Source organism: Parendozoicomonas sp. Alg238-R29 (assembly GCF_947331445.1).
In the GTDB taxonomy this organism is placed as follows: Bacteria; Pseudomonadota; Gammaproteobacteria; order Pseudomonadales; family Endozoicomonadaceae; genus Sansalvadorimonas.
This window is the reverse complement of sequence record NZ_CAMZOG010000068.1, coordinates 1-25,904: the sequence shown is the minus strand read 5'-3', so window position 1 is coordinate 25,904 and position 25,904 is coordinate 1. Positions and strand designations below refer to the sequence as shown.

Genomic DNA, 25,904 nt, shown 5'->3' with positions numbered 1-25,904 from the left:
TTGAGTGATGAAAAAGTCAGGGGTGCTTACGAGCAGCTGAGTAACTATGGAGCTATCGCCGCCTGAAAGTGTCCGCGATATTGTAATCTGATTAGATGTTTAATGCGCATTAATCAGTTCGTTCCATTCGCTTCCATCATGATGCTGGCTGCAGGCCACTGCTGCCTTCGTAAAAAGCTGAGCAGTTGCACCAGTTTTTCCATGGGTACGTCTTTATCTCCGGCGATCACAACCTGCAGAGAAGGATCAGCCTGGTGAGCTGCCAGCAACGCACCAGAGAGGTGCTCCCAGCTCCCATACTCTTTACCATCCAGAGCCCAACCTCTGTCATCACTGAACAAGTTGACCCCTAGTGTTCTGGGTTCTTCAAGAATCTCAGCTTCTTCCGCGCCAAGGCTAGGCAGGTCTACTGGTAATGCTAGTGGAGCTACGTTCACGCTCAGCATCAGGAACACCATTACGATGAATATGACATCAAGAAGCGGTGTAAGATCCGGAAGCAGAGAGGGGGTTGCTTCAGTGTTGCCCGTAATCCTGATCATGCTGAAACCCTGTCGCCCATGGGCGTAACAATTTTGGAAGCCTTTGGGCCCAACTCTGGCTCAGTTGCATCAATGCCATCGATCATCAAGTTGACATGGTTCAACACAAACTCCAGACGCCCCAAGTAGTGGTTAGCCCAAAGAGTAAAACCGTGGCTGGCCGCAAGGGCGGGAATGGCGATGATTAAACCATAAGCCGTTGTATACATGGCTGCCCAGAGGCCGTCAGCCAGAACAGCAGGAGTCACAGGACCAGAATTTGCGGCCATGCCTTTAAACATAAAGATCATGCCAAGCACTGTTCCCAGCAGGCCGACCATGGGGCTGAGCATGCCAATAAGACCTAAAAAACGCAGGCCTGCGTGCATTCTCTGGCGGTGCTTCAGTAACCACAGGGACGCAACTTCTTCCCGGGTATCTTTAGGGCTGGAGGCATGGTTGAGAAGAACCCCTACACCCTGGTGCAGACAATGTTTCTGGTTGCAGAATCGAGCAGCTTGTTCAGGACATTGGCAATTGCCGCAGCCCTGGCCCTGAAGCTCTTTCATTAACTTTCTCACACGGGCTTTGCCCATGTCTGGCTGAAGAGCATAGGTCACCAGACGTTCAATAATCAGCGCCAGCGCAATAACGGACAGCCCCAGCAACGGCATACCCATTACTCCTAACTGATTGAATACCTGTGACAGCATTAGTCTCTCCTGATTTGTTGAGCTGTTAACTAGTTCTTAGGGAAAAAAGTACAGGCACTTGCACTTTGGATATAACTGTTGAGCTGCCTACGGTTTTGGGTTGGAACGCCCAGCGGGAGACAGACTTTATTGCAGCTCTGTCGAGCAGCGGATAACCGGAAGATTCGATGACATCAACTTTCAGCGTTTCTCCAGTTTCATCCACCAGAACCTCTACCAAAACGGTGCCTTCCTGATTTCTGCGGCGAGATTGTCTTGGGTAATCTGGTGGAGAAGGTGGACGGCGGAAAGCCGGTTCAGTAACAACTGGAATTTCACTCAGCCCCTGATCATTGCTTGCAACAACAGTTGAGGCGGTTTGTGCTGGTACAGGCTCACTTGTTTTCTCTACAACCTGCCTTGGCTCGGGTCCTGTAATTTCCTGAACAACTTCTGGTGGTTTTGGTTTCACTGGCTCGGGCTTCGGCTGCTTAATAATCTTTGCAACCTTCACTTCTGATTTCTCAACAATCACCGGCTCTTGTTTCACAACGGGTTTAGGCTCTGGCTTTTCAGGAACCACTTTCGGTACTTCAGGAACCACTTTCGGTACTTCAGGAACAGGTTTGCGAGCCACGGAGAAACTCAGGCTAACGGGAGCTGAATAGGATCCGGCGCTGATGGTACGTTCAGGGGCAGATTCTTTATCCCAAAGTGAAAAAGCACTGGTGTGTAGAGCAACTGAAAAAAGCACAACCGTTAACCCACGGTTCCATCCATGGTCAAAGAATCTTTTGAAATGTCCTACTTGTATCACGGTAAATGTGCTCTTTAATCCTTGCAGCACTGATTAGGATCAGTGTGATTTTGTGCATATTAATACAAATGAGAATGATTTACATTTGACTTTGGTCGATTGTATATTGCTTGCCATCAGGTTCTCCGGTCAGGGTGATCGGTAGTGCATGGAGCAGAACCTGCGTTGTGGTACAGAGTGTTATCAATCAATAAATCCAACACACGGGAAATAACCATGAAATTCCGGGAGCCCCCTTGTTTGTTGCCATTGCAGCAGCACTAAGCAGCACCGTTTATGCAGCTGAACAGCAAGCGGTAAATGGAACCACTCTTTTAAATCAGGTGACTGTGACCGCCACTCGTACGGAAAAACAATTAAGAGATGTTGCGGGCAGTGTGACGGTTATCAATAGCGAACAGCTAGAGAATCAGTTAAGCCAGAATATCTGGTGATATGGTGCGTTATAAACCGAGGGTTTCTGTTAGCAATAACACCCGTACCGGGCTGGGAAATTTCAAAGCCCTCACTGTTGCCGGTTCAGGCCGGCAACAGTTATCTCTCCGTCGTTTAACTCGTTATAATGCCCCCACAATAAGAGCGGGGACACTCAAGTGCATAAACTTTGTGCCGTAGAAGACATTGCCGAACCGGGAAGTAAGGGTTTTGACAGCTCTCCAAAGGGATCTGTTTTTGCTGTTCGTTTTGATGGACAGGTATTTGTATATGCCAATTCCTGCCCTCACTTAGGTGTGAATCTGGAATGGCAGCCGGATCAGTTTCTTGATCAGGAAGAGCGTTTGATCCAATGTTGCATGCATGGTGCACTATTCAAGATTGAAGACGGTGAATGCTTGGCCGGGCCTTGTGTTGGGGATGCTTTAACCGCTATTCCTCATGTTGTGGAAAACGGTGAACTGTTTCTTGCTGATTAACGCCAGAGGCTTCTAGAAGCTTTAAAGGCTGTACAACTGAAGTCAGGCCGTTAATGTGCAGCTCCAGAGATATTTGTAGCAAGCGGCCAAGATCACCTTTTGGCATGCCTTTTTTGGCGAACCACAGCAGATATTCTTCTGGCAGATCAATTAAAACCTGCCCTTTGTATTTGCCAAAGGGCATAGGCATGCGAGCCAATTTCAACAGATCTTCTTTTTCAAACATTGCTCACCTTTAGTGTCAGTGGTCGATTCAGCACGATCTCTTCCGGGGTAATTGAACTTCCCCAAACCAGAACCTCTACACCCGCTGCCATGGCTTTACGCAGCGCTTTTCCATATTCAGGATCAATACTATCTGCCGGGCTGACCACTTCTATCCCTGTGTGCTGTACACAAAAGAACAGCACGGCGCGGTGTCCTGCGGTAACCATTGCTTCCAGTTCCCGGAGGTGTTTTTGCCCACGGGTAGTCACTGCATCAGGGAATTCACCAAAACCATTATTTGTAGCGAGAGTGACGCTTTTCACTTCTATATAGCAGTCTGGCTTTCCATTCCCCGTTAGAAAAATATCAATACGGCTGTTTTCGTCTCCGTACTTCACTTCTCTTTTGAGCGTTTCGTATCCTTTCAATTCGGGTATTACATCACTCTCAATCGCCTCTTGAACAAGCGCATTGGCACGCCCTGTATTCATACAGGCCAAGGTCATGACTTTTTTTTCACCATAGAGAATGGGGATTTCTACCAGCTCCCAGGTGCAGGGAAGTTTTCTTTTGGGATTTTTTGAATCAGAAAACCAGATCCGAGCGTGCTCCGGCTGACAATTTTTCATAGAGCCGGTGTTCGGACAGTGAATGGTTGTTTCAATACCGTCAGAAAGCGTGATATCGGTCAGGAAACGTTTATAGCGTCGTAGTAATTTAGCCTGTTGTAGAGGGGGATCGAAGCGCATGTATATCTCTTACAATATAAAAACATTATTTTTAATGCGAATTTACACTAAGCGTATTAAAGACTCTTCCAGAGGTATAGCTAGATTCTTATAGATGTGGTGGCTTTTTGAACCCAAGGAATTTCAGGTAGCATCCTGAGTCGGGTTCTGGTAGCTTCTCGGCTCCTTGGCAGTTTGTATTATTTGGGGGCGTACGGAATGTATTCGCCCCACAGCCAATCCCGGGAGCCATTAAGGCGATAATATCCCGTAGGACGAGACTTGGATAGCAACGGGGCTGTAAGCATGTCAGCACAAAACAAGCCAGAGAACGGCAACCTCCTCAAAACCTTCGAACCGTATAAGGAGAAGAAGGGTGAGGAGTATATGAGCGATCGTCAGGTCGAGCACTTCGCTCAAATCCTGAACGACTGGAAAAGCCAGTTGATGGTAGAAGTGGATCGCACGGTAAACCATATGCAGGATGAAGCTGCAAACTTCCCTGATCCCGCGGATCGCGCGAGTCAGGAAGAAGAGTTCAGTTTGGAACTGCGTACCCGCGATCGTGAGCGCAAGCTGATCAAGAAAATTGAGAAAACCCTGGGTCGTTTGGAAGAAGGCGATTACGGTTTCTGTGATGGTTGTGGCGTTGAGATTGGCATTCGCCGTCTGGAAGCACGTCCAACGGCAACCCTGTGTATTGACTGCAAGACTCTTGCAGAGATCAAGGAAAAGCAGCTGGGTCACTAACACCCAAATATGCCTGCTAATTCCAAGGATTGCCTGAAACCAGTCTCTGGCCGTTATACGGGGCGTTTTGCCCCGTCTCCAACCGGCCCACTCCATTTCGGTTCTCTGACAGCAGCTCTGGCCAGCTATCTGGATGCCAGAGCAGCTTCAGGTGACTGGCTGGTACGTATCGAAGATATCGATCCTCCCCGAGAGCAACCCGGTTCCTCAGAGCTTATTCTAAAAGCTTTGGAGACTTATGGTTTGCACTGGGATGGTGAAGTGCTCTTCCAGCATTCCCGGCTTGATGCTTACCGGGAGGTGTTGGAGAACCTGAAGCAAAAGCACCTTGCCTACCCCTGCACCTGTACCCGTAAAGAATTAGCGGAATACCTGCCCTCTTATCCTGGTTTTTGCCGTACCAAAACGGGTATACCTGAGGTTCATCATGCCATACGGTTTAATAGTGAAGATCAGACTCTTACCTTTACTGATCGCTTACAGGGTTCCCAAACTTTCAGACTGAAAGAATTGGGGGATTTTGTTGTGTTCCGCAAAGATGGGTTGTTTGCTTACCAACTGGCCGTGACTGTAGATGATGAATACCAGGGCATTACAGATATTGTGCGAGGCATAGATCTGATTGATTCCACCCCAAGACAGATTGCCCTTCAGCAGGCTTTAGGTTTTCACCAGCCGCGTTACGCACACCTGCCGGTGATTACCAATGAACTTGGTGACAAACTCAGTAAGCAAAATAAAGCAGATCCTTTGCCACTGAAAAATCCTCAGCCAGTTCTTTTGAAAGCCATGAGGGCGATAGGCTTACCGGTCGACAATCATGTTGCAGGTGCCACGTTGTCTGATATGTTACTTTGGGCAAAGGGGCGCTGGGATCTTAGAACCCTTCATAATCAAAAAATAATTCCTGAGGCTTCACTGGCATAACCTGTATCTGCTGACTAGCCTTTCTCGGCGCTACTAAACACGCTGAGAAATAAAAATTGAAAGGCAACGGATGGTCCCGGTTTTTTAGATTGAAAGGCACAGTTTTTCTATATCTGGTTGTAGTTCTTAGCTTTCCTGTGTTTTCTGGAAGTCGAGACGAGGGAGCTGTACAAATTCCTGTTACACCTTCAATCGGTCATTTTTTACCCGAGTCTGGTAAAAGCTACTTCCTGCGCTCGCGCACCAAGGAAAAGAAAACGAATGAGTTGTGCATTGCTGCTACAGAAGTTCTTTTTGGTAAAACCCTGGTGCCAGATCACGCCGTGGCCATACGGGATGGTGTTATACAACATGTTTTTCCCAGAACTCACTGGCGTTGGCAACAGTGTGAGAGGAAAGAGGCATATACAGGAATACTTGCCCCCGGATTTATAGATATTCATATCCATGGAGCTAATGGGCGGGATGTGATGGATCAGCTAAAACAACCAGACTCTCTTTCCGTCATATCCACATACCTTCCTGAGGAGGGAGTGACCAGCTGGCTCCCTACAACCGCAAGTGCCCGGCCAAGAGAGCTTTCCCGTTTGCTCAGTTCTATCTCTTCATACGCCCGCAGTCAGCCTGATAAAGAAGCAGCCATTATTGGAATTCACATGGAAGGGCCTTTTATCAGTAAAGAGAAGAAGGGGTGTCACCATGCGGAGAGCCTGCGGCCTATTTCAATCAGTGATCTTAATATTTGGAAGGAAAGTGCAAATGATCTTCTGCGGATTGTGACTTTTGCACCAGAACTCAAGCAAAGTGATGAACTTATTCGATGGTGCACACTAAACCGGGTTATTGCTTCTATTGGTCACACTGCAGCAAAAGAGAAGCAGGCTCTGAGAGCCATAGAACAGGGGGCAGAAATGGGTACTCATCTTTTTAACGCGATGTCTATGCCAACGAGTCGGAACGCAGGAGTAGCGTTTAGCATTCTCAATCACCCAAAAACTGCGTTTGAAGTTATCATGGATGGACATCACCTCAGTGATGTTAACGTGCAACTAGCCTGGAAACTCAGTCAGGAAAACTCTGAGCGCTTTGTTCTTATTACCGATGCTATGAGTGCAAAAGGCGTGAAAAACACAGATGGAATTTACACACTGGGAAAAGATATTCAGGTTGTTATACGGGACGGGAAAGCCTTGCGAGCTGACTCTGATGAAGAGGTTCTGGCCGGCAGTATTGCCACCATGCCCGGATCCGTTCGTACGATGCGAAGAATAACGAACTGTTTACCGGAACAGGCTCTGCTTGCTGGAAGTTACCATCCTGCCAAAGCGCTTGGGCTAAGAAACCGGGGGTTACTCCAACAAGGGTATTTGGCAGATATGGTTCTTCTTTCGGACAGGGATACACTGTCCGTTATAGCCACCTGGCGAGGAGGACAAAAAATATACACTTCACATTTGCTTTCCTCCCACGAGATACACCTCGCCCCTTAATAGATTGCGCTGCATGCCTATAAGTCGGTAATATCCACTTTGCCTGTTATTACTCGCAGGCATGTCGTGGAGAGCGTGCATGTACCTTCACCGGCTTGTCCTTCTACTGGTCATCGGTATTTACCTTTTTTCTCCTGCCATTCTCGAATGGTGGATCGATTCTCCAGAAGGCTGGTATCGGCCCTGGTTGCTTTGGCTGATTCTGATTATGGCTGGTTATCTTCTGCAGCCTGGGGGAAGCAGCAATGACACTTGAGCTCAGTCAGCTCGCGACGTTTAGTGTCGTTTACCTTTCATTACTTTTCGGTGCAGCCTGGTTAACGGATCAAGGCTGGATACCTCGCCGCATAACATCTCACCCTTTGGTATACACCCTTGCTCTTGGTGTATATACCAGTGCCTGGGCGTTTTACGGTGCGGTAGGAATGGCCCACCAGTATGGTTTTGTTTTTCTTGCCTACTATCTTGGCATTTGTGGAGCGTTCCTTCTTGCTCCTGTACTGCTTGCTCCACTTCTACGAATTACCAGAGATTATCAGCTGAGTTCACTGGCAGACTTATTTGCTTTTCGTTTCCGTAGTTCGTTTGCGGGCACATTAACAACCACAATTATGCTGCTGGCCATGCTGCCCCTGGTGGCTATGCAGATTCAGGCGGTTGCAGATTCCGTGCATATCATTGCCCGGGAGGGTTCCCAGGAAGAACTGGCCTTTGCCTTCTGTGTAATTATTATTATTTTTACCATGGCTTTTGGTACCCGTCGTATATCGAGTCGGGAAAAGCATCACGGGCTGGTTTTTGCGATAGCGTTAGAATCTGTGGTTAAGGTTATCGCCATGCTGACCATTGGCGGTTTTATCGTATTTCAGGTCTTCGATGGTCCCCAGAATCTCCAGGATTGGTTAACCACTAACAAGGAAGCCTTGGCGACTCTGCGTATTTCTCTGGACGATGGTCCCTGGCGAACCATGTTGCTGATATTTTTTGCTGCAGCGGTGGTTATGCCGGATATGTTCCATATGACCTTCGCCGAGAATCAGGATCCCAAAAACCTGAACAGTGCCAGCTGGGGGTTGCCTCTTTATCTCCTTCTAATGAGTTTACCCATTCCGCTGATTTTGTGGGGAGGCCTTGCCCTGCAAGTAGGAACAACCCCTGAATATTTTGCCCTTGGTATCGGGCTTGAGCTTGACCAGTCCTGGTTATCTCTGCTGATTTATATCGGAGCCATGTCTGCAGCCAGTGGTCTGATCATAGTGACCACCCTTGCTCTTTCCGCCATGGTTGTGAATCATGTGATCTTGCCGTTCTACCAGCCACGATCCAGCGTGAATATTTATCGTTGGTTAAGCTGGACCAAGCGCGCGCTAATTGCCACGATGATTCTCGCAGCGTACGGTTTCTATCGCATGTTGGAAGCTGAGCAGGATTTAGCCACTCTTGCCATTGTTTCATTTGTCGCCAGTCTTCAATTTCTCCCCGGAGTGTTATCCACAATTTACTGGCCTCTCGCTAACCGGCGAGGGTTTAATGCCGGTTTAATCTGCGGTTCTGTGGTGTGGTTCTTTACTATGCTCATGCCTTTACTCGTCACCACGGAGTATATAGAGGTCTGGGGTTGGGTAATCCCTATACAGGAAAGTAACTGGCATGCTTCAGCACTGGTTTCACTCTCTGTAAATATTCTTGTATTGGTTGTCGTCAGCCTTTTCTCAGAACGTGCACCGGAAGAGAGACACGCTGCGGAACTCTGTTCCATTCAAGCATTGGGTCGCCCATCTCGCCGGAGCTTGAAAGCAACGTCACCAAAAGAATTTCAGGAGCGTTTGACGCGGCCATTAGGCTCTTACACCGCACAGCGAGAAGTCTTTCAGGCGCTGAAAGATATGGATATGCCTCTCGATGAAAAACGGCCATATGCACTTCGTCGTTTACGGGACAGAATTGAAGCTAACCTTTCTGGTCTGATGGGGCCGAGTGTTGCGCGGGATATTATTAACCGCTATCTGCCTTATGAACATGACAGCGCAGGCGTAGCTGATATCAACTTTGTAGAAAGTCAGGTTGAAGAATATCAGCACAGATTAACAGGGCTTGCAGCAGAGCTGGACAGATTGCGTCGTTACCATCGTCAAACATTGCAGAATCTGCCCATGGCCATCTGCTCTCTGGGAGAAGATGGTGAAATATTGATGTGGAATCAGTCGATGACCACAATCACTGGTATCGCTGGCAGTACTATGGTCGGCTCTCGCCTGGCCAGCCTGTCTCATCCGTGGCGGCAATTGTTAAGTGAGTTTGCTGCTGACCAAAATATTTCCAAAGAGCGCAGACAGCTACTTGTTGGTGGTCTTAACCGTACGCTTAACCTTCACAAAGCCCGCATCGAATCTGACAGTGGCACAGTTATCATGCTTGAAGATCAGACAGAAGCACACCTGTTGGAGCAGAAGCTGATTCACAGTGAACGTCTGGCTTCTATTGGTCAATTGGCGGCGGGCGTCGCCCATGAAATTGGTAATCCTGTAACAGGTGTTGACTGTCTTGCTCAGGAACTGAGGAGTTTTTCGAAAGAAGAAGATACCCAGGAGATTGCAGACCAGATTCTTGAACAAACCAAGCGCATTGCCAAAATACTTCATTCGCTGATAAATTTTGCTCACAGTGGACAATCCACCGAGCAGATGGCAGCAGAACCCGTCAGTCTTTACAGGTGTACAAGTGAAGCTGCCAGCTTGCTGGCACTGAGTAAAAATGATCGTGGTATCCGGTTTATCAATAACTGCGAAAAAGACTACAACGTTATTGGCGATAGTCAGAAACTGACTCAGGTTCTGATTAATCTGCTCAGCAACTCCAGAGATGCGTCACCTGATAACGCCGTTGTTACCATCAATACTACTCATTGGGAACACTCGATCACCCTGGAAGTGACCGATCAGGGCGGAGGCATTTCAGAAGAGCATCAGAAGCGCTTGTTTGAGCCATTTTTTACTACCAAGGAAGCTGGAAAAGGCACTGGTCTTGGTATGGCTTTGGTGTACAGCATTGTTGAAGAACATTTTGGTACAATCACTGTCCGTTCTCCTGTAGATGAGAACGGAACGGGAACCTGTATCAGTATCAGCCTGCCTCGGCATCTGGCTGAAATAGATTCTCAAAAGTCTCTGGTGGCTGAAAGCGCTATCCAGTGACCTTTTCATTACGGGACACAGGGGAAGTTCCATGGGACTCGGAAAAATTCTTGTTGTAGAAGATGAGCCGGTTATACGTTCATCTCTGCGTCGTCTGCTAACCCGTAACGATTACGTGGTTACAGAGGCAGAGTCTGTGGGTGATGCCTGTCAGAACGATCTGGCGTCGTTTGATCTGATTATCTCAGATCTGCGCCTGCCCGGAGAGCCGGGAACGGCCTTGATCGAAAAGTCAGAACATACGCCAGTTCTCATCATGACCAGTTATGCCAGCCTGCGGTCGGCCGTCGATTCTATGAAGATGGGTGCTGTGGACTATATCGCCAAACCTTTTGACCATGACGATATGCTCAAGGCTGTGGCAGACACTATAAGTCGGAAAGATGAAGTTCTTGCAGAACCGGTCCCTTCTGCTGACACATCCACAACCTCCAAAGACGGAAATCCTGCTGGCATTATTGGGCGGTGCGCACCAATGATGACGCTGTTCAGCCGTATCAATCGTGTAGCCCCTACAGAAGCGACAGTTCTGGTGCTTGGCGAATCAGGTACAGGCAAGGAGCTGGTTGCCAAGGCTTTGCATGAGGCAAGCCGTCGAGATACCAAGCCATTGGTTTCGGTTAACTGTGCAGCAATTCCTGAAACTTTGATTGAGTCGGAACTGTTCGGTCATGAGAAAGGCGCTTTCACCGGCGCAACAACAACCCGCAATGGTTTGGTTGAAGCCGCAGATGGCGGCACTTTGTTCCTTGATGAAATTGGTGAACTGCCTCTGGAAGCTCAGGCACGGTTGCTTCGTGTTCTTCAGGAAGGCGAAATTCGTCGAGTTGGTTCTGTAGAGTCTCGAAAAGTTAACGTACGCCTGATTGCAGCGACTCACCGAAATCTGAAGCTGATGGCCAGCGAAGGTACCTTTCGGGAAGATTTGTATTACCGCCTGAATGTCGTGGAGCTGAATCTACCTCCATTGAGAGAGCGTGGGCAGGATATAACTTTGCTTGCTGAAGCTTTACTGGAAAAGACAACGAAGAAAATGGGAACGAGCCTCATGCTGATATCTCCAGAAGCTCTGGTTGCTATCAGCCGTCATCCCTGGCCGGGAAATGTTCGGGAGCTGGAAAATGCCATTGAACGGGCTGTTATTCTCAGCGAAGACGATATGATCACACCTGATCTTCTCGGTCTTGAAAGCTCTTCTCTTCCTGCTGCAAGCGTACAAGCCCCCCAAGCAGCTACTGAGCTGTTGGATGAAAATGATAGTGAACTGTCCATGGAGGATTACTTCCTGCGTTTCGTCCTGGAACACCAGAACCAGATGAATGAAACCCAACTGGCACGAAAGTTGGGGATAAGCAGAAAGTGTTTGTGGGAGCGTCGTAAGCGATTAGGCATCCCTCGGAAAGAAGCGGGTTAAATACCTTTACGCTATATCTGGTTAGCTCTTCTACAATTAATTGAATTAGAAAGCATGACCGGAGATTATACCGTGTTGTTTCATAAGGATTTGAAACAAATCAGAGCGACAAGCCTGCTTAATATGTGTCTGGCCTTGTTACTCGTTCCTTCACTGCTCCATGCCGAAATGGAACAGGTGATGCAGCCATCTCAAGTGTCTGCATCACAAGAAATGCAGATGCCAGCGCAACAGCCTGCGCAAAACACTGGCGAGACAATCTGCCAACGAATGCGCATGAATCGCCAGCAGGAAATTAATCGCAATCCTAGCCTGAAACTTCTTGTCCCCCTGCGTAAGAGCAGTGATGCGAACTGCTTCAGCCCAGCAGAAAACCTCTATCTCACCAGTCTTGTGGTTGCCCAGATGGAGCTTGGCCCCAATGCTCCCTGGTATCAAACCATGGGAAATCAAAACAAAGAGAAAGCACGTTTAGCCTGTGAAGTTATGGGCTACGGTTCATCCCCACAAACGCTCTCTATGGATGAGTGTATAACTGCCCGTTACGGGGAGATGATGCGCCCTTACAACGATGAGTATCGGACGGAATCCACTACTTACATCGGCAAAAGAAACAATCGGGGAGAGGTACTGGTACAGCAATGTGTAACAGCGTTTTATCAGAATCTGCCTCAGCTGCCCAAGCAGATACAGTTTCCATTGGCCTACTATGATCGCAAGCTTCACTCCTATCCGGACTGGTATCTGGAAAGTCGCCTTGAAGATACAGAATGGTTGAGCAATATGCAGAAAACTATGGCCAGTCAGGTAATAAGAGAAGCGCTGGTTAAGCAGTGCCCTGGAGATATGATTTGGTGGCTCTACCTTTCAACCTGACAGAATGCCCCTAGTCAAACTGTTTCTATTCCGAGCCTGATGTTAATATGTCTGTTTCCTATGCATCGAACAGATGTCTTGTTCATGGCAGTAACCAGAGATCACAACATATTATGACTGGCGGGCGCAAAGGACTCATCGGATTCCTGTCCAGGCTTTTCAGCACGGATGCATCATCCACACCAGAGCCGATTCGCAGGGCCATTCCTCGGGATGATCACTCAATTTCCCGTAAAAACATCAGCGATAATGCGTTGAAGGTGCTTTATCGCCTCCGCAGTCAGGGGCATGAAGCCTGGCTGGTAGGAGGATGCATCCGGGATCTTTTGTTGGGTCTGTCTCCGAAAGATTTTGATGTGGCTACCAGCGCGCCTCCGGAAGTCGTTCGGTCCCTGTTTCGAAACTCCCGCATTATCGGGCGCCGCTTCAAACTGATCCATGTTGTGTTTGGGCGGGAAGTTATTGAGGTTGCCACTTTTCGGGCCAGCCACGACTCAGTTCCAGATGAAAAGCAGCATAAAGATGATTCCCATCATTCGGATTCTGGCCGGATTCTGAGGGATAACGTGTATGGCTCTATTGAAGATGATGCCATTCGTCGTGATTTCACCATTAATGCTCTCTACTACACCACGGATGATTTTAGCGTCCATGATTTCTGTGGAGGTATGAATGATATTGAAAACAGGCAGATTCGGCTGATTGGCGACCCGGTGCGTCGCTACCATGAAGACCCTGTTCGTATGCTCAGAGCGATTCGCTTTGCAGCCAAACTGGATTTCCAGATTGAAGAATCCACCGCAGCCCCGATTCGTGAGCTTGGCAATCTTCTGCGGGACATTCCTTCTTCGAGACTCTTTGATGAAACTCTGAAGTTGTTTCTTTCCGGTTATGGTCAGGAAATTTTGCGCCTGATGCGAGAGTATGAACTATTCGAGCCACTCTTCCCGGCAACAGAGTCTGCATTGTTCGATAATCCTCAAGGTGAGCGATTGTTGGATGAAGCGCTGAAAAGCACCGATAGGCGCATTCAGCAGGAAAAACCAGTGACACCGGCATTTTTCTATGCCGCTGCTCTCTGGCCCCCCGTGGTTGCCATGGCTGCTGATCTGGAAGCTCAAGGCTTACCTCCTGTACCTGCACTGCATCAGGCTGCTATGCAGGTCGTTTCCAATCAGTGTACACATACTGCTATTCCCAAACGGTTCTCTATTCCCATGCGGGAAATCTGGGATTTACAGAGGCGCTTGGAGCGACGCCAGCCACGCCGGGTAAATGAATTGCTAACTCATCCGCGTTTCCGTGCAGCGTATGACTTCCTGCTGCTGCGTGAAGCTTCTGGTGAAGATTTAGGTGGAGCAGGCCAGTGGTGGACAGACTATCAGGCCGCTCATCCTGAACTGCGGGCTGATACACGTCAATCTCATAATCACCAACACCGTGAGCAAAACGAAAGTCGTGGTGATGATAAGGCTCCGAATCGCAATCGCCGTCGCAGAACCCGCAGACGCAAACCTGCTAGCAATAATGCTTCTCGTAGTCGGCAAACCAACGAGTAGTTTCTTTTTGAGAAACCTTGTCTTGAAAAAAGAGCTCCAGGAGTAGATCCATGTCCTGCGTTACCGCTTACATCGGTTTGGGCAGCAACCTTGAAGCGCCAGATCAGCAAGTGTTATTCGCCATCGAACAGATAGCCGAAATCGATCAGACAGAATTAATTGCAGCTTCCCGGCTTTATCGCAGCGACCCTGTTGGACCGGGTGACCAGCCCGATTACATCAATGCGGTGGTTGCGGTGAAAACCAGTCTTAGGCCTTTGCTGCTGCTGGATGCCATGCAGGTTATTGAACAGGATCATGGGCGAGTGCGCCATATTCGCTGGGGAGCCCGCACCCTCGATTTGGATATGTTGCTTTATGGGGAGGACATTATTGAAAATGAACGCTTAATTGTTCCCCATAAAGAGATGCATTGGCGTAATTTTGTTTTACGACCACTGGCGGATATTGCTCCTGAGCTTGTGCTCCCGACTGGACAAAGCCTGAAAAAGCTTTTACAAACTAGTGGAGAGAAAGGGCTTTCTGCAATTGCAGATATCCCGTTGCCACAGCCTGCCTGATGGCAAAACTTGTAAAAATAAAAACAAAAAACATATGACAGGGGAAAGTCGTACATGGAAGCAAGGTTGGCTTCGTATCCATTGAGGGAAGACTTTCCCCGGTTTATTGCTGTAGAGGGGCCTGTTGGTGTTGGTAAAACAACGTTGGCTCGTCGTTTGGCCGGCACTTTTAATTATGATGTTCTTCTGGAAGAGCCCCCCAGAGAAAACCCATTCCTTGAACGTTTCTACCGTCACCCTCGTCAGGTAGCCTTAGCGACTCAGTTGCATTTTCTGTTTCAACGGGCGACTCAGCTTCAAACTCTTCGACAGAATGATATGTTCGAACAGGTACGTGTTTCTGATTTTTGCATGGAAAAAGATCGCTTGTTTGCTGAAATGTATCTGGATGCCCATGAGTTGGAACTCTATGACCGAGCCTGGTCAATGCAGACCCGCGACCTTCCCAAGCCAGAGTTGGTGATCTATCTGCAGGCACCAGTTGATGTTTTGAAAGAAAGGATTCGGGAACGGGGCATTGAAGCAGAGCGGTTGATAGGAAATGGTTACCTGAAACGTTTAAACGAAGCTTACGCCCGCTTCTTTCACTACTACCAGGATTCGCCATTACTGATCGTCAACGCAGCAGAAATCGATCTTGTGCACAATGAACAGGATTACCATCAGCTGGTAGAAGAGATTCTTACCTGCCGTAAAGGGCGGCATTATTTCAATCCTAAACCCTCAGATTTATAGATAAGAAGCTTATAAACCGCTGTTTTCCCGAAGGTTCATTCATTCACTCCTGCTGTTATGCAGCAGGGGCGCAATGCAATACCTGAAAACAGGTAAATTCTACACTGGAAAAGAGTCCGCATTTCCACCAATATAGCGCGTCATTGCATCATCGGATAAGCCTGACTCGAAAGAAGATGGCACAAAATACAAATCCAGGGTTCTATGGCCAAAACCACTCTCCATTCTCTACTGGAAATGAAGCAGACCGGTGAGAAATTCACCTGTCTCACATCCTATGACGCTACTCAGGCGCATATGGTTAGCAGTCAGGGAACAGATATTATTCTTGTAGGTGACTCTCTGGGTATGGTTGCTCAGGGCAAAGACTCTACTGTCCCAGTCACTATGGAAGACATGATTTATCACACTCGCTGTGTGAGTCGTGGCAATACCGACGCTATGATCATGTCTGATCTTCCTTTTATGGCTTGCTCAACTCCGGAACAGACTTACCAGAATTCTGCTGCACTTATGCAAGCGGGCGCAGAGTTGGTCAAACTCGAAGGTGGGCGCTGGTTATGTGATACCGTTCGAGGCTTGTCTGAACGAGGTGTACCAACCTGCCTGCACCTGGGATTGACTCCTCAGTCTGTCAGTATGCTGGGTGGCTACAAGGTTCAGGGTCGTGATGAAGAGTCCGCTAACCGGATGATTGAAGATGCACGACTGTTGGCGGAAGCGGGTGCAAACATCCTGCTGCTGGAATGTGTTCCCACTCCTCTTGCCCGTGAAATCTCCCGCTCCGTAGATGTGCCTGTTATTGGCATTGGTGCAGGTTCCGACACTGATGGCCAGGTTTTGGTTATTTACGACATGCTGGGTATGACCCACGGTCGCAAGCCCCGCTTTGTGAAAGATTTTATGGCAACAGCTAATACACCAGCGGAAGCTGTTGCCAGTTTTGTTGCTGATGTTAAGAGCGGTACTTTCCCCGCTCCCGAGCATGGATTCGACGCATGAACACCATTTACGGCATTGAAGAGATTCGTGACTACGTCCACACAGTAAAAGCTGCCGGTAAAACTGTCGCTCTGGTTCCCACTATGGGAAACCTTCATGGCGGTCATCTGACTCTGGTCACCAAAGCCCAACAACTGGCTGATGTTGTAATTGTCAGCATCTATGTAAACCAGATGCAGTTTGGCCCCAATGAGGATTACCACAGCTATCCTCGCACCATGGCTCAGGACGAAGCTCTGCTGGAAGAGCACAATGTGGATATGGTGTTTGCGCCAACTTCCCACATTATTTACCCGGCAGGCCTGGATCATCACACCGAGATTAAGGTAGAAGCTCTGGATGGCATGCATTGTGGCAAGAGCCGTCCGGATTTCTTTACCGGCATTGCCACAGTTGTTACCAAACTGTTCAATATCGTCCAGCCAGATATTGCTGTTTTTGGAGAAAAAGATTTCCAACAACTCAGTATTATCCGCAAGATGGTGAAAGACCTCTGCCTGCCAGTAGATATTGTTGGTGCCCCAATCGCACGTTCTGAAACCGGGCTGGCTCTCAGCTCCCGCAATGGCTACCTCTCACCTGAAGAGCTGGAACAGGCCTGCTTGCTGAATAAAGAGCTGGTAAAAACCAAAGACGCCATTGTTGCCGGCAATGTGAACTACGACATTCTTCAGCGTGACGCGATTGCCTACCTGGCAGAATCTGGTTTTCAGCCGGATTACTTCAATATTATCCGTCGTTCAGACCTGCAACCTGCAGGGCCGAATGATAAAGAACTGATTATTCTTGCAGCGGCTGGTCTTGGTAAAGCCAGATTAATAGACAATCTGCAGATTGACTTGTAAAAGCCGTCTCGAACAAGTATTTTGCGCTGCACTGCGGTAGATATTTACCACAACGCAGACCATAGAAAAAGGAATATCCCGATGCAGAATGTAATGCTGAAGGCGAAGCTGCATATGGCCAGCGTGACACATGCAGTACTGAACTACGAAGGCTCCTGTGCCATCGATAGTAATCTGCTGGACATGGCTGGGCTCCGCGAATTTGAACAAATTCAAATTTACAACAAGGATAATGGTGAACGTTTCACCACTTACATTATCCGTGGTGAAGCAGGTTCTGGAATTATCTCCATGAATGGCGCTGCAGCGCGTTTGGTGGAACCGGGTGATCGCGTGATTATTTGTGCTTATGGCAACTACTCTGAAGCTGAGTGCGCAAATCACAAACCTGCACTGCTTTACATAAATCCTGACAATACTGTCAGCCACAGTGCCAACGCTATCCCTGTTCAGGTAGCGTAAAAAAACCTTCATACAGAAGGCTGATTCAAGGAAACCTAGCCGCTAGTCTGTTAACCAGGCTAGCGGTTTTTGATTTATCAGATGTTTGCAGCTCAGGAACAATGCTTGCATTGCATGTTCAGTTAAACTGTTTTCAATCTGGTTTTTCGGAGCATCAAGGAATGACCATACAACCCTCAGCCTTGCCCGGCTTTTCTGCGTCTTCTGAGCTGGAAGAGCTTTATCATCAGTTGCCTGCAGACTTTCTTCGCACTGCTCTTGCTCAAGAAACCGACCGTTTTGATCGCTATTCTATTGATGCCTGTGGTCTGCTGCTGGATTACTCTCGACACCTGATAGACGATTATATTCTTGAAAAACTGCTATCCATAGCGACAGAGGCAGATGTTTCAGGAGCTATTGAGGATCAGTTCACCGGAGCCATTATTAACAGTACTGAGCAGAGAGCTGTTCTTCACAGTGCCCTGCGTAGTTTGGACAATCAAGAGATTCTGGTTAATGGCAAAGATATAAAACCAGATATTTATGCAGCACAAGAGCAGATGAAAAACATCTGCCAAAAGATCCACTCTAGAGCTTGGAGTGGTTATACCGGCAAGCCCATTCGCCATGTTGTGAATATAGGAATTGGTGGATCATTTCTTGGTTTGAAGGTTGTAACGGATGCACTCAAACCTTTTCGCAATGGCCAAATAACGCCTCATTATGTGGCTAATATCGATCCTGCAGACATCACCGATGAACTGGCGTCTCTGGATCCGGAAGAAACCCTCTTTATCATTGCATCCAAAACGTTCACAACGTTGGAAACGCTTTCCAATGCCAATGTTGCAAGAAGCTGGCTCTTGCAAAAAGGCCTTAAAGAGAGTGATTTAGCGAATCATCTGATTGCTGTTTCCTGCAATATTTCAGCTGCAGTAGCGTTCGGTGTTGCTGAAGAGAATATTCTCCCTTTATGGGATTGGGTTGGTGGACGTTATTCGCTGTGGTCTTCTATCGGCTTGATCATTGCGCTATCTATTGGGTATGACAATTTTGAAGCGCTGTTGGCTGGTGCAGGTGAAATGGATGAGCATTTTCGCTCAACCCCACTCAACCACAACATGCCTGTTATCATGGCTCTGTTAGGGCTTTGGTACAGACATTGGGGAGGTGCGCAAAGCCACGCTGTATTTAGCTATGACCATGGCCTGCGTGATTTGTCCAATCACCTTCAGCAGGTCGATATGGAAAGCAATGGTAAATCGGTTCAACACAATGGAAAATCTGTTGTCAGTGTAACCGGGCCAATCATTTGGGGAGGAGCAGGAACCAATGACCAACATGCCTATATGCAATTATTGCATCAGGGCACGTGCACCATTCCTGCCGACTTCATTCTTCCGGCTTCTAGTCATACGCCTGTAAACGATCAACATGCATGGCTGTTTACCAACGGGCTGGCTCAGGCTAATGCGTTGGCGAATGGTCGTTCGCTGGAAGAGGTTAAGGCAGAATTGGAAGCTGCCGAGAAGTCAGCGAAGGACATTGAATGGCTTACCCCACACAAAGTAGTTCCTGGAAATCGGCCTAGCAGTATTCTGCTCTGCAACTCTTTGACGCCGAAAACTCTGGGGGCAATCCTCGCGCTCTATGAGCAAAAGGTATTTGTGCAGGGAGTGATCTGGAATATTAATTCTTTTGATCAGTGGGGTGTGGAGTTGGGTAAGCTACTTGGTAAGCAGCTCTACCCAATGATAGAAGGCGGAGATGCCAGCAAGCTAGACAGCTCAACCCGTAATATTATCGAGCGTTTCCGCAAAGTGAATGCCTAACCTCCAGCACGCTTGGCATTGTGTCCAAGCTTGATCAGTTCGGCGACCATGGTATCAACATGGTCGCCTTGTAACTCAATTGCACCATCTTTAACTGCACCACCGCCACCGCAGCGTTTTTTCAGTTGCTTGGTAAAAGCTTTCAAATCGTTGCCTGCCATGGGCAAACCAGTGATGACAGTCACGGTTTTACCGCCTCGCCCCTTTTTTTCTGGACGAACGCGTACAACTCCGTCTGTTTCAGGAATCTCATTTCTGGTTTTTTTGTCTTCTTTTATACGTCCTTGGTCTGTGCTGTACACCAGACGAGTGTCGTCATTGCGGGAGTTGTATTTCACCATGGCCTGATTTTCTCAAAAAAGAAACTGCTTAAAAAAGCGGAAAGTTACTTGAAGAAAGGCATTTGATAAATCCATACCGGCAAGTACCGGTATGGATCAAGAAAAGGGTTAGCCCTGAGCCAGCAGGGTGCGCAGATCAATAATCGCAGCGTTAGCGCGGGAGATGTAGTTGGCCATTACCAGAGAATGGTTAGCCAGAACACCAAAGCCGCTGCCATTCAAAATCACTGGGCTCCACACTGTTGCCTGGGTTTCTTCCAGTTCACGAATAATCTGGCGCAGGCTGACCAGTGCATTCTTTTTCTCAAGAACATCCTGGAAGTCAACTTCAATAGCCTGCAGGAGTTCGATAAGAGCCCAGGATGTACCACGGGCTTCGTAGAATACATCGTCAATCTGAGTCCAGGGAGTTTTTACCTGTAGTTCTGCAGCTGCAGGAGTGGACTGTTCTGCTGATGCGTCACCAGCCAGATCTGTATTCAATCGAGTTTTGCCAACACTCGCACTCAAGCGCTGGGACAATGAACCCAGACGGGTTTCTACATCACGCAGCCACTGGGTCAGGTTATCTGCACGGGTATAGAACTGTGCAGGATTCTTGTTATCAGAAAGGCGTAGCAAGTAGCTATCTAGCTTATCAATCCCGCGCTGGTACTCACCTTCACTGGAAGGCAGTGCCCAGCTTTTGGAGTCGAAGTTAAACTGAGGTTCGGCAATGGCTAGATCCGGATCTTCCTTGGACTGGGACTGTGAACGGCTGAAGTCTTTGCGCATGGCACGGGTGAAATCACGTAGCTGAACCAGAACACCAAATTCCCAGTTAGGCATGTTGTCCATAAATACACCGGGAGGGGCGATATCGTTACGGGTATAACCACCGGGTTTGTTGAGAATAATTTCACCAATAGTGATGGCTGATGCAGTGGAGGTAAACCCAACTACGATAGGGCGATTCAGTTTGGAAGCCATGACAATGGCATTTTCATTGACATCAAAAGCCTCTGGTTCCTGACTCCAGTACACACCGAGGACGATCATAGCAATAACATACAATGCGACAACAATGGCGATGGCTTTTCCCCAGCGATGACCATTGATGTCTGGTATTGAGTCAAACAATCTTTCTTTCCAACTGCCCAGGCCCATAGTGTCCCCTTTTCTTCCAAAGCTGTTCGTTTTGATAACGAAGTGGAAAACTTTGGGGGCTATTATGGGCAATGCAGGCTAGAACTAATAGGCTTTGATGGCATTTATCACCTGCTCGAAGGCCATATACCCGGATTTCGAGATTTTTCCTGTAATGATACCCAATGGGACAGGCGCGAGGCCTGACCTATGTGCTGTTCATGATATTGCTGATCTAATAGCCAGAGGCCAGAACTATTGAAGGAATACACCGGTTCAAGATCACCTCGCCGTTGAGGTGATTGCATAGCACTGGTTAAGTTATCCAGAACCACCTGCTCTCCATCACCTGTCTCGACCAGCAAAACCATATGGGCCTGTCGAAGAGTTAGGGAGCGTACATAAGCAAGCCTTAATCGGCTGTCATCCACTCCTAAACGACGAAGACTGATGTATTTGGCAATGGCGTAATCTTCACAATCGCCGGTACCTCTGTTTAAAAACTCTGAAGGCGATGCCCAGTAATCCTCCTGCCCCCAGACTTTTTGATCGCTGAGGAAACGCAGAGAGTTGAAGAAATTGTTCACTTCTCTGAGGCGATCATCGTCCGATGCTGAGCGCAAACGGGCTACAAGCTGCTCCCAAGCGTCGAGACGCTGGTCTGTAATACCTGCTGATGGCGGGGGGAGATTGGCTGGCAGCGAACTGGCACTTACAGCAGCACTGCTCAGCCCAATGACCCCTGCGGCCAGGACTGCTGCTATAGACTTCACGGATCACACTCCCTGTGTACGACTTAACCACGAGATCCTGAAGTAACTATAGACAGGGGGTGTGACTGTATTTCGTCTGTATCAGGGTGAAACTCTATACATTCGTAGTCAGCACTAATAACATTGGCACCCTGCGCAAAGGTGGCTGAATCGGCGTGATGGGAAGGATTTTCTCTTCGCTCTGAGTTGGCTTAATAGGGAATCAGGTTGAATGCCTGGACTGTGCCCGCAACTGTGACAGCGAAGTTTGTCTCTGGCCGTTGAGAGAACGGTAAAACCACTGAAGTCATGTTGGCTTTGGGAAGGTGGAGGCAGGTGATGATGCTGGAGTCAGGAAACCTGCCTTTGTGAGAATGGAAAACTGGGCGGGAATACCCAAGTGACCAGCATGACCAGTTCTGTGATCATGTTTTCAGGACGCATCTGAGATGTGTGCCTGTGTTGCTTTTGTTCCCCTCATTTTTCCGTTTTATTTTTGATAAAGACCTCGGGTGCAAGGTCTGAATAAAATTGGATTACAACCAAGCATGCGCACACAGACCTCTTCACTGACACTGACAGCTCTCTTTTTGCCAGCTGCACTCAGTTCTGCTATTTCTGCAAATACAAATGACGTTTATCAGCTGGATGATGTCATTGTTACAGCATCACGCACGGCTCAGACTGTTGATCAGGCATTGGCTCCTGTTTCGGTTATCACCCGTGAAGATATCGAAACCTCTCAGGCTACCAGTGTTCCTGATTTATTAAATACACTTCCTGGTGTGCAGATCAGAACATCCGGTGGTCCAGGTTCTGAGGCTTCAATCTCTATTCGGGGTACGAATAACAATGAATCCCTAGTGCTGGTTGATGGTCAGAGAATTGGCAGCGCCACTGTAGGTGGTGCCAGTTTGCAGTATTTCTCTCCAGAGCAAATCGAGCGAATTGAGGTTGTCCGTGGCCCGATTTCCAGTCTTTATGGTGCTGATGCTATTGGTGGCGTTGTTAACATTATTACGCGTAAGGGTAGTGCAAAACCTACTGCAACTATCAAAGCGGGTTATGGCAGCAGAAACACCAGAGAGCTAAGTGTTTTCGCTTCTGGAGGAAATGACGTAATCCGTATTGCTGCCGGGGTGAATGCCTTCGATACGGATGGTTATGATAGTACTGAGCAGGAGCACGGTACAGACTCGGATAATGACGGCTATAAAAATGTTAGCGGTAACCTGAATATCCGTCACAAATTCACTGACAAGGATACCCTGTCAGTAAGCTTTCTACAGAGTGAAGGTGAATCTGAGTACGATACAACATCATCTTCCACCCCAGTTAACAAGCCGTACTATGAATTCAAACAACAAGCTGTTTCTGGTAAGTATGAACACATCTTCAACGACACCTGGACGACGTCTTTAACGGCTGGATACAACCAGAATTATCAAAATGCCAAGGACTCTCCCTACGGGCGCTCCAAGTTTGATACTCGCCGCCATAGTTATAATTGGCTGAATACTGTCGCTACCTCTGAGAACAGTTTGCTGATTGCGGGGGTTGATTACTACAAAGACAGAGTCATAAGTTCAACCGACTTTGATGTTACCTCCCGCGACAACAAGGCAGTATTTGCTGAGCAGCAGATCAACTTCAATACCTATGATCTGCGAGTTAACCTGCGCCAAGATGACAATGAAGTTTATGGTAAAGAAACGACCGGTGGTTTTGCTTTCGGTAAAAGTTTTGAGTCTGATATCCGTGTTGTCGCGTCATGGGGAAAAGCCTTCAAAGCACCAACATTTCAGGATCTCTACAATGTTTTTGCATCTAATCCTGATGTGAAACCTGAAAAATCTTACAACACTGAATTATCTGTAAGTGGCAAGAACATTGCGGGCTTACGCGTAGATTGGTCTGTGAATGCTTTTGAAAACCGCATTGATGACAAAATCTCGCTCAATCCTGCTCAAAATCATCGTGCTGAGAATATCAGTAAAGCGAAGATTAAAGGACTGGAGTTTGCACTGGGAACCAAGCTGAGTAATTGGAACCTGCAAGCTAATCTTAGTCTGCTAGACCCTGTGAACGAGGATACAAACCAGCAGCTTCGCCGTATTGCCAAACAGCGTCTGGTTGTGGACGTTAGCCGTCAGCTCGGTCGTTATACATTTGGTGGCATCATGCGGGCGCAGAGTCATTCATGGGACAAGGACGCGCCAAAAAATACTGACCGGGTTGATGGCTTTGCTACATTCGACCTGCGCGCAAGCACCCAACTTGCGAAAGAGTGGAAAGCTGACCTCAAGCTCGTTAATTTGTTGAACAAGGATTACCAGACCAGTTATGGATATAACGAAGAGCCTCGCGGTGCCTTTGTTTCTGTTTCCTGGTCTCCCGATATTTAATCAAACTGCTTATACCGAGGGGCAGCAATGCCCCTTTTTCTGGAGCCAAGTTTATGACCAGTTCTGACGAAAAATACAAACAGCGCATGCAGCGCAAAAAAGAACATATCGACAGCAAAATCGCAGAAGCGAATGAAGAACGCGGCATCGTTATTCTTATTACCGGAAACGGCAAAGGCAAAAGCACATCTGGCTTTGGAACTGTTTTACGCTGTGTCGGCCACGGTCTGAAAGCAGGTGTAGCCCAGTACATTAAAGGCAAATGGGATTGTGGAGAACGAAATGTTCTGGAAAAGCTGGGTGTAAAGTTCCATGTCATGGCAACAGGCTTCACTTGGGATACCCAGAATAAAGAGTTGGATACAAAAGCCGCTCAGGAGGTGTGGGCTGAAACCAAAAAAATGTTGGCTGACCCAGACCTCACACTAGTACTTCTGGATGAGCTGACTTACATAGCCCGATACGGCTATGTGGATACAGATGAGATTATTGAGGCGTTGAATAACCGCCCGAAAATGCAGTCTGTGATCATCACTGGCCGAGGCTGCCCCCAAGCTCTGGCAGATATTGCAGATACAATCAGTGAAGTGAAAGATGAGCGTCATGCCTACAGGGCAGGGGTAAAAGCTCAGATTGGTATCGACTGGTAAGCCTGAATGGCTATTTTTTAGAAAAGCTCTAAAAATCATAGTTATATAGAGGTTCAAGACTGGCACCAAAGAACCTCTATGCGTATAATCTGACGCCGCTGTGGGCCTATAGCTCAGTTGGTTAGAGCAGTGGACTCATAATCCATTGGTCGCAGGTTCGAGTCCTGCTGGGCCCACCAGATATACCAAAGGGGTGAGAGGTTAATAGCCACTTACCCTTTTTTTATTTTTCTCTATCTGCGCCCACCATTGCGCCCTCTTTATGCTGGACTGACCTACTGACCGGCTTGCCACCTTTCCTAACGCTACCATCTTCCCCGCGATGCTTCGCGCATCCCCTTGTAGTGAGCCTTGGCTCAGGTGCTTGTAACACTCACTGGACTACAGGGGTTAATCTCTTTTTTCATGTACGCACGTTGTGTGTTTTACCTGCCCGGGTGCCTGCCTGTTGAGTGATCGTTACCCAGGGGGGGATGAAATCTCTGTGGCCTAATAAGTTCCGTACCACTGCCCTCGTTATATTTTTACGCGTAAGAAATAAGAAACTGTTTTGGAGGGGATAAAAAACTCGGCCGCAAGCGGCCGAGTTTTAGAAGAGCCCTAACTGCTCACCTTTAGCCTCAGCATCATTCATCACTTTTAATTGATTCTGAACGTACTGCCGAATGACTTCTTCATTAGCATTACCGATAGTTTCTACGAAGTAGCTCTGGGTCCAGAGCTTACCGCCCCAGAAGAGCTTTCTCTTCACATCAGGAAACATCCGAAAAAACTCCCTGGCAGATATACTTTTTATAATCTGCATGATGTTCGAGGGGGCTATTTTCGGTTCACTCCTAACAACCATGTGAATGTGATCTGGCGGTACTTCTATCTCAACGATATCAATACCATAGTCATAAGCTACTTTGTGAATGATATTGAGAAGCGCACTCCGATAAGGCTCAACAAACACCTTGTGCCTGTACTTGGGAATCCATACAAAATGGTACATTAGCCTAAATACCTATGTACGGGACAAAACCACCAGAGGCCAGAAATGCCAAAGCTGAAGGGTAGGAGCTGACGCCCATGTCGGGTAATCTGTATGGTCTCTAACCTCCGTACAGTTACCGTAGTCGTAC

27 protein-coding genes, 1 tRNA gene and 1 riboswitch are annotated in these 25,904 nt (G+C 47.9%); of the genes, 19 read left to right on the top strand and 9 right to left on the bottom strand.

The window, feature by feature from the left end:
* Positions 1 to 113: 113 nt before the first annotated feature.
* The 3 genes from QMA35_RS15790 to QMA35_RS15780 are packed head-to-tail and all read right to left on the bottom strand — an operon-like array spanning position 114 to position 1,967.
* The gene (locus tag QMA35_RS15790; protein ID WP_281648120.1) at positions 114 to 542 is read right to left on the bottom strand and encodes a biopolymer transporter ExbD; all 429 of its coding nucleotides are present in this window, start codon (positions 540 to 542) and stop codon (positions 114 to 116) included.
* Entirely contained in the window at positions 539 to 1,234 is a 696-nt protein-coding gene (locus QMA35_RS15785) for a MotA/TolQ/ExbB proton channel family protein (RefSeq protein WP_281648119.1), read from the bottom strand. The genes QMA35_RS15790 and QMA35_RS15785 overlap by 4 nt, the downstream gene beginning before the upstream one ends.
* Before the next feature lie 25 nt (positions 1,235 to 1,259).
* Positions 1,260 to 1,967, bottom strand: a complete 708-nt coding sequence (locus QMA35_RS15780; protein ID WP_281648118.1) for an energy transducer TonB — start codon at positions 1,965 to 1,967, stop codon at positions 1,260 to 1,262.
* A 299-nt stretch (positions 1,968 to 2,266) separates the two neighbouring features.
* Here QMA35_RS15780 and QMA35_RS15775 point away from each other — a divergent pair, with 299 nt between their 5' ends.
* Entirely contained in the window at positions 2,267 to 2,464 is a 198-nt protein-coding gene (locus tag QMA35_RS15775; RefSeq protein WP_281648117.1) for a hypothetical protein, read from the top strand.
* A 159-nt stretch (positions 2,465 to 2,623) separates the two neighbouring features.
* Positions 2,624 to 2,944 carry a Rieske (2Fe-2S) protein gene (locus QMA35_RS15770; protein WP_281648116.1) on the top strand — a complete coding sequence of 107 codons (321 nt, stop codon included), beginning with the start codon at positions 2,624 to 2,626 and terminating at the stop codon, positions 2,942 to 2,944.
* On the opposite strand, the gene QMA35_RS15765 is transcribed toward QMA35_RS15770, so the two are convergent.
* Positions 2,898 to 3,170 (bottom strand): DUF3820 family protein, encoded by a 273-nt coding sequence (locus QMA35_RS15765; RefSeq protein WP_281648115.1) that lies wholly within the window; start codon positions 3,168 to 3,170, stop codon positions 2,898 to 2,900. The two genes, QMA35_RS15770 and QMA35_RS15765, sit on opposite strands and share 47 nt — an antisense overlap.
* Positions 3,163 to 3,900 carry a DNA/RNA nuclease SfsA gene (gene sfsA, locus QMA35_RS15760; protein WP_281648114.1) on the bottom strand — a complete coding sequence of 246 codons (738 nt, stop codon included), beginning with the start codon at positions 3,898 to 3,900 and terminating at the stop codon, positions 3,163 to 3,165. The genes QMA35_RS15765 and sfsA overlap by 8 nt, the downstream gene beginning before the upstream one ends.
* Positions 3,901 to 4,185: 285 nt before the next feature.
* On the opposite strand from sfsA, the gene dksA reads away from it, so the two are divergent.
* The 14 genes from dksA to pgi all read left to right on the top strand — a co-directional run bounded on the left by dksA (position 4,186) and on the right by pgi (position 19,507).
* On the top strand, positions 4,186 to 4,629 hold the full coding sequence (gene dksA, locus QMA35_RS15755) for an RNA polymerase-binding protein DksA (protein WP_281648113.1): 444 nt from the start codon (positions 4,186 to 4,188) through the stop codon (positions 4,627 to 4,629).
* Between the two features lie 9 nt (positions 4,630 to 4,638).
* Positions 4,639 to 5,556: a tRNA glutamyl-Q(34) synthetase GluQRS gene (gluQRS, locus tag QMA35_RS15750; protein WP_281648112.1), complete on the top strand. Its 918-nt coding sequence runs from the start codon at positions 4,639 to 4,641 to the stop codon at positions 5,554 to 5,556.
* A gap of 89 nt (positions 5,557 to 5,645) precedes the next feature.
* Positions 5,646 to 7,046 carry an N-acetylglucosamine-6-phosphate deacetylase gene (gene nagA, locus QMA35_RS15745; protein ID WP_281648111.1) on the top strand — a complete coding sequence of 467 codons (1,401 nt, stop codon included), beginning with the start codon at positions 5,646 to 5,648 and terminating at the stop codon, positions 7,044 to 7,046.
* 79 nt (positions 7,047 to 7,125) lie between these two features.
* Positions 7,126 to 7,302, top strand: a complete 177-nt coding sequence (locus QMA35_RS15740; protein WP_281648110.1) for a hypothetical protein — start codon at positions 7,126 to 7,128, stop codon at positions 7,300 to 7,302.
* Positions 7,292 to 10,240: a sensor histidine kinase gene (locus QMA35_RS15735; RefSeq protein WP_281648109.1), complete on the top strand. Its 2,949-nt coding sequence runs from the start codon at positions 7,292 to 7,294 to the stop codon at positions 10,238 to 10,240. The genes QMA35_RS15740 and QMA35_RS15735 overlap by 11 nt, the downstream gene beginning before the upstream one ends.
* Before the next feature lie 31 nt (positions 10,241 to 10,271).
* Positions 10,272 to 11,654, top strand: a complete 1,383-nt coding sequence (locus QMA35_RS15730; RefSeq protein ID WP_281648108.1) for a sigma-54 dependent transcriptional regulator — start codon at positions 10,272 to 10,274, stop codon at positions 11,652 to 11,654.
* Between the two features lie 72 nt (positions 11,655 to 11,726).
* The gene (locus QMA35_RS15725; protein WP_281648107.1) at positions 11,727 to 12,530 is read left to right on the top strand and encodes a hypothetical protein; all 804 of its coding nucleotides are present in this window, start codon (positions 11,727 to 11,729) and stop codon (positions 12,528 to 12,530) included.
* Positions 12,531 to 12,577: 47 nt separating this feature from the next.
* Positions 12,578 to 14,089, top strand: a complete 1,512-nt coding sequence (gene pcnB, locus QMA35_RS15720; protein WP_281648106.1) for a polynucleotide adenylyltransferase PcnB — start codon at positions 12,578 to 12,580, stop codon at positions 14,087 to 14,089.
* Between the two features lie 50 nt (positions 14,090 to 14,139).
* Entirely contained in the window at positions 14,140 to 14,649 is a 510-nt protein-coding gene (folK, locus tag QMA35_RS15715) for a 2-amino-4-hydroxy-6-hydroxymethyldihydropteridine diphosphokinase (protein WP_281648105.1), read from the top strand.
* 54 nt (positions 14,650 to 14,703) lie between these two features.
* Positions 14,704 to 15,384, top strand: coding sequence for a deoxynucleoside kinase (locus tag QMA35_RS15710; protein WP_281648104.1), 681 nt, complete (start codon positions 14,704 to 14,706; stop codon positions 15,382 to 15,384).
* A 204-nt stretch (positions 15,385 to 15,588) separates the two neighbouring features.
* Positions 15,589 to 16,386: a 3-methyl-2-oxobutanoate hydroxymethyltransferase gene (panB, locus tag QMA35_RS15705; RefSeq protein ID WP_281648103.1), complete on the top strand. Its 798-nt coding sequence runs from the start codon at positions 15,589 to 15,591 to the stop codon at positions 16,384 to 16,386.
* Positions 16,383 to 17,231, top strand: a complete 849-nt coding sequence (panC, locus tag QMA35_RS15700; RefSeq protein WP_281648102.1) for a pantoate--beta-alanine ligase — start codon at positions 16,383 to 16,385, stop codon at positions 17,229 to 17,231. The genes panB and panC overlap by 4 nt, the downstream gene beginning before the upstream one ends.
* Before the next feature lie 81 nt (positions 17,232 to 17,312).
* A complete protein-coding gene (panD, locus tag QMA35_RS15695; protein WP_281648101.1) occupies positions 17,313 to 17,693 on the top strand; it encodes an aspartate 1-decarboxylase in 381 nt (126 codons plus the stop codon).
* Between the two features lie 161 nt (positions 17,694 to 17,854).
* Positions 17,855 to 19,507, top strand: coding sequence for a glucose-6-phosphate isomerase (pgi, locus tag QMA35_RS15690; protein WP_281648100.1), 1,653 nt, complete (start codon positions 17,855 to 17,857; stop codon positions 19,505 to 19,507).
* On the opposite strand, the gene yciH is transcribed toward pgi, so the two are convergent.
* From yciH to QMA35_RS15675, 3 genes are all read right to left on the bottom strand, one after another.
* On the bottom strand, positions 19,504 to 19,848 hold the full coding sequence (gene yciH, locus QMA35_RS15685) for a stress response translation initiation inhibitor YciH (RefSeq protein ID WP_281648099.1): 345 nt from the start codon (positions 19,846 to 19,848) through the stop codon (positions 19,504 to 19,506). The two genes, pgi and yciH, sit on opposite strands and share 4 nt — an antisense overlap.
* 108 nt (positions 19,849 to 19,956) lie before the next feature.
* Entirely contained in the window at positions 19,957 to 20,994 is a 1,038-nt protein-coding gene (locus QMA35_RS15680) for a DUF2333 family protein (protein ID WP_281648098.1), read from the bottom strand.
* 107 nt (positions 20,995 to 21,101) lie between these two features.
* Complete coding sequence (locus QMA35_RS15675) at positions 21,102 to 21,746, bottom strand: transglutaminase-like cysteine peptidase (RefSeq protein WP_281648097.1); 645 nt, start codon at positions 21,744 to 21,746, stop codon at positions 21,102 to 21,104.
* 148 nt (positions 21,747 to 21,894) lie between these two features.
* A riboswitch (cobalamin riboswitch) is annotated at positions 21,895 to 22,108 on the top strand.
* A gap of 165 nt (positions 22,109 to 22,273) precedes the next feature.
* On the opposite strand from QMA35_RS15675, the gene QMA35_RS15670 reads away from it, so the two are divergent.
* From QMA35_RS15670 to QMA35_RS15660, 3 genes are all read left to right on the top strand, one after another.
* Positions 22,274 to 24,130: a TonB-dependent receptor gene (locus QMA35_RS15670; RefSeq protein WP_281648096.1), complete on the top strand. Its 1,857-nt coding sequence runs from the start codon at positions 22,274 to 22,276 to the stop codon at positions 24,128 to 24,130.
* Between the two features lie 53 nt (positions 24,131 to 24,183).
* Complete coding sequence (cobO, locus tag QMA35_RS15665; RefSeq protein WP_281648095.1) at positions 24,184 to 24,780, top strand: cob(I)yrinic acid a,c-diamide adenosyltransferase; 597 nt, start codon at positions 24,184 to 24,186, stop codon at positions 24,778 to 24,780.
* Between the two features lie 102 nt (positions 24,781 to 24,882).
* A tRNA-Ile gene (locus tag QMA35_RS15660) sits at positions 24,883 to 24,959 on the top strand.
* A 410-nt stretch (positions 24,960 to 25,369) separates the two neighbouring features.
* Here the strand turns inward: QMA35_RS15660 and tnpA are convergent.
* Positions 25,370 to 25,774 carry an IS200/IS605 family transposase gene (gene tnpA / locus QMA35_RS15655; RefSeq protein ID WP_281648094.1) on the bottom strand — a complete coding sequence of 135 codons (405 nt, stop codon included), beginning with the start codon at positions 25,772 to 25,774 and terminating at the stop codon, positions 25,370 to 25,372.
* Positions 25,775 to 25,904 lie beyond the last annotated feature (130 nt).